The following is a 3,720-nucleotide window of genomic DNA, read 5'->3' on the forward strand; positions in this document are numbered from 1 at the left end:
GCCCTGGCCGGTGAGGGTGCCGTAGCCGCTGCGAAGTGAACCGGGCAGGCCCAGCAGCAGGCTCAGGTTGATGGCAGCGGTGGCGGTGTCGGTACCGTCCACATGCTGCTCCACGCCGCGGCCGGTGAGGATATAGCTGCCGCCCTTGCGTGCGCCGTCGGCCAGCCGGCGGGCGGTCTCCCGGATCATTTCGGCGGGGACGCCGGTCAAGGACTGGACGCGTTCTGGCCAGAAGGAGTTCACGCTGCGGACCACGGCGTCGTAGCCGGCTGTCCGGTCTGTGATGTAGGCCTGATCGGCCAGGCCCTCGTGGACCACTACGTGGGAGATGCCCAGGAGGAGGGTGAGGTCGGTGCCCGGCAGGGGCTGGAGGTGGATGCCGCCGCCGTCGGCCGTAAATGCAGCCGTTGCGGAGCGGCGGGGATCAACCACGATCAGGCCGCCGGCGTCGCGGGCGCCCTTAAGGTGCTGGACAAACGGCGGCATGGTTTCGGCGACGTTGGAGCCGAGCATCATGATGGTGCCCGCGTTGTCCAGGTCCGCGAGCGGGAAGGGGAGGCCGCGGTCCAGGCCGAAGGCCCGCATGCCCGCCGCTGCTGCGGAGGACATGCAGAAGCGGCCGTTGTAATCGATCCGGGAGGTGCCCAGGGCCAGGCGGGCGAACTTGCCCAGCATGTAGGCCTTTTCGTTGGTAAGGCCGCCGCCACCGAAAACGCCGACGGCGTCCTTCCCGTAGCGGGACTGGGTGTCCTTGACGGCCGTGGCCACCAGGGCAAGGGCCTGGTCCCAGCCGATGGGACGGTGCACGCCGTCCGCACCCTTCAGGAGCGGTTCGGTGACGCGGCCGGGGTGGTTCAGGAGCGTCGCTGAGGTCCAGCCCTTCCGGCACAGGCCGCCCCGGTTGGTGGGGAAGTCCCGCCCGCTGACCTCCAGGAGGGGGACTGTCACTGCAGCGAGCGCAGCTGTTTCGGCTGTTTCGGCCGGCACGGGGACTGACCCCGGCTCGGAAGCCGGGGTCAGTCCCGTTGGAGACTTGAGCGTCATGGCGCACTGCAGGGCGCAGTAAGGGCAGTGCGTGTCGGCGCTTTTGGTCATGTTAGACGTGTCCCATCGCATTTCGGTTGGCGTTGCGGATGTAGAAGGCCCAGCAGACCACCAGCATGACGACGTAGGCGCCGACGAAACCGTAGAAGGCCGGTGTGTAGGAGCCGCTGGCGGTGTTGGAGGCGTTGAGGACCTGCGGGATAACGAATCCGCCGTAGGCGCCGATGGCCGAGATGAGGCCGAGGGCGGAAGACGCGAGCCGCTGCGTTGCCACGGTGCTGGCACCGGACTTGGCTGCCCGGCTGGAGGTGGCGAAGATGATGGGGATCATCCGGTAGGTTGCGCCGTTGCCGAAGCCGCTGGCGGTGAAGAGCATCAGGAAGAGGACCAGGAACAGCCAGAAGTTCTTCAGCGGCAGGGTCCAGATCATGGTCAGGGTGATGATGGCCATGGAGGCAAAGGCGGCCACGGTCATGCGGGCGCCGCCCATGCGGTCAGCCATCCGTCCGCCGTAGGGGCGGGCCAGTGAACCGACCAGGGGGCCCAGGAAGGCGAGTGACAGGGCCACGGTGCCGACTCCGATGGAGGAGAATTCCGGGAAGTAGTCCTTGATGAGCTTCGGGAAGACACCGGCGAAGCCGATGAAGGAGCCGAAGGTGCCGATGTAGAGCAGTGCCATGATCCACAGGTGCGGTTCCTTGAGCGCTGCCACCGAGCCGGCCACATCGCCCTTGGCGCTGGTGAGGTTGTCCATGAACTTCCAGGCGCCGAACGCGGCGATCAGGATGAACGGGACCCACATCCAGCCTGCCATCGGCAGGTTGACGCTGCCCACGGCGAGCAGGGTGATCGCAATCGGGACGGCGAGCTGTGCGACGGCGGCACCCATGTTGCCGCCGGCGGCGTTCAGGCCCAGGGCCCAGCCCTTTTCGCGGGCCGGGTAGAAGAAGGTGATGTTGGCCATCGAGCTGGCGAAGTTGCCGCCGCCGAAGCCTGCGAGTGCTGCCACCAGGAGCATCACGCCGAACGGGGTTTCGGGGTTGGAGACGCAGAGCCCCAGGCCGATGGCGGGAATCAGGAGAAGCAGCGCGGATACGATGGTCCAGTTCCGGCCGCCGAAGCGGGGAACCATAAAGGTGTAGGGGATGCGGAGCGTGGCGCCTACCAGGCTGGGCATCGAGATCAGCCAGAAGATTTCCGACGTGGTGAAGGTGAAGCCGGCCGCGGGGAGCTGGACCACAACGATGGACCAGAGCTGCCACACCACAAAGCCGAGGAATTCAGCGAAGATGGACCAGTTCAGGTTGCGGCGGGCGATGGTGCGGCCAACGGATTCCCACTGCTCTTTGTTCTCGGCGTTCCAGTTTGCAATCCAGCGGCCCGGGCGGAATTCCAGGACGGCGGCGTCTGTTGTACGGGTGGAGCCGGGCTGTGCGCTGGCGGATGGGGACACGCCTTCGTGCAACGGGTCGGTGTCTATATCTACGGAATTGCCGGTGCCGGCATCTGCGCTGCGATCAACAGTCACGGTGTACCTCCTCTTGGGGGATGTTGTTCTTCCACGGTAGAGACGGTGCGTTTCGCGGACTGTCGCGGTTTGTTAACGCGCTGTGACATTTGCCTATCGGCGCCAAAAAAGCGGCGTGAGGCGATGTGAGACCATCAAGTGAGACACAACACGGAAGTCCAGATAGTGGACTATTTGTCCATTGACTGGACGCCGGGAACTAATATTGAACTCTAACTACTGCATGCCGGGTCTCACTTTGCCCGGCCGGTCCTCAGGAAAGTGTTTCTATGTCATCCACCCAAACCACCGCGGAGCCAGGATCCCCCAAGGCGGTGAACTCGCGCGGCCGCGTGATTGTCGCCAGCCTGATCGGCACCACTGTTGAGTTCTACGACTTCTACGTCTACGCCACAGCTGCTGTGCTGGTCTTCCCTTCGCTGTTCTTCCCCAACCAGAACGAGACCACGCAGCTGCTCAGCTCGTTCGCCGTGTTCGGTGTGGCATTCGTTGCCCGCCCGCTCGGTTCGATCGTTTTCGGCCACTTCGGTGACAAGTTCGGCCGTAAGGGCACCCTGGTGGCATCGCTGCTGACCATGGGTATCGCCACGTTCCTCATTGGCTGCCTGCCCACCGCGCTGGTTCCGGGCTGGCAGTTCTGGGCCCCGGCACTCCTGGTGGTCATGCGCTTCGCCCAGGGCCTCGCCCTCGGCGGCGAATGGAGCGGCGCAGCCCTGCTGGCCACCGAGAACGCTCCCGCCAACAAGCGCGCCATCTACGGCACGTTCCCGCAGCTTGGCGCCCCCATCGGTTTCATCATCGCCAACGTGATCTTCCTGGTGGCCAGCTACGCTCTCTCGCCCGCCGACTTCCTGGCCTGGGGCTGGCGCGTTCCGTTCCTGCTCAGCGCAGTCATGGTGATCATCGGCCTCTATGTCCGCCTGAAGCTGATCGAAACGCCTGCCTTCACCAAGGTGCTCGAATCCAACGAGGTGGCCAAGCTCCCGCTGGCCCGGGTCTTCAAGACCAGCTGGCGCCCGTTGATCCTGGGTACCTTCATCATGCTTGCCACGTACGTGCTCTTCTACCTGATGACAACGTTCACGCTGACCTACGGCACCCGTGCCTCCAGCCTGGATGCCGCCAAGGCTGCGGCCGAGAAGGCCGGC

At 65.1% G+C, this 3,720-nt stretch carries 3 protein-coding genes; 1 reads left to right on the top strand and 2 read right to left on the bottom strand.

The window, feature by feature from the left end:
* Both DBR22_RS00110 and DBR22_RS00115 read right to left on the bottom strand, forming a co-directional pair.
* Positions 1–1,095: molybdopterin oxidoreductase family protein (locus tag DBR22_RS00110; RefSeq protein WP_146187315.1), on the bottom strand; the 1,095-nt coding region annotated here is incomplete at its 3' end.
* A gap of 1 nt (position 1,096) precedes the next feature.
* On the bottom strand, positions 1,097–2,572 hold the full coding sequence (locus DBR22_RS00115) for an MFS transporter (protein WP_108597215.1): 1,476 nt from the start codon (positions 2,570–2,572) through the stop codon (positions 1,097–1,099).
* Positions 2,573–2,841: 269 nt separating this feature from the next.
* On the opposite strand from DBR22_RS00115, the gene DBR22_RS00120 reads away from it, so the two are divergent.
* The coding region (locus DBR22_RS00120) for an MFS transporter (protein WP_146187316.1) at positions 2,842–3,720 on the top strand (879 nt) is incomplete at its 3' end.

The organism is Arthrobacter sp. HMWF013 (genome assembly GCF_003061105.1).
Lineage (GTDB): Bacteria > Actinomycetota > Actinomycetes > Actinomycetales > Micrococcaceae > Arthrobacter.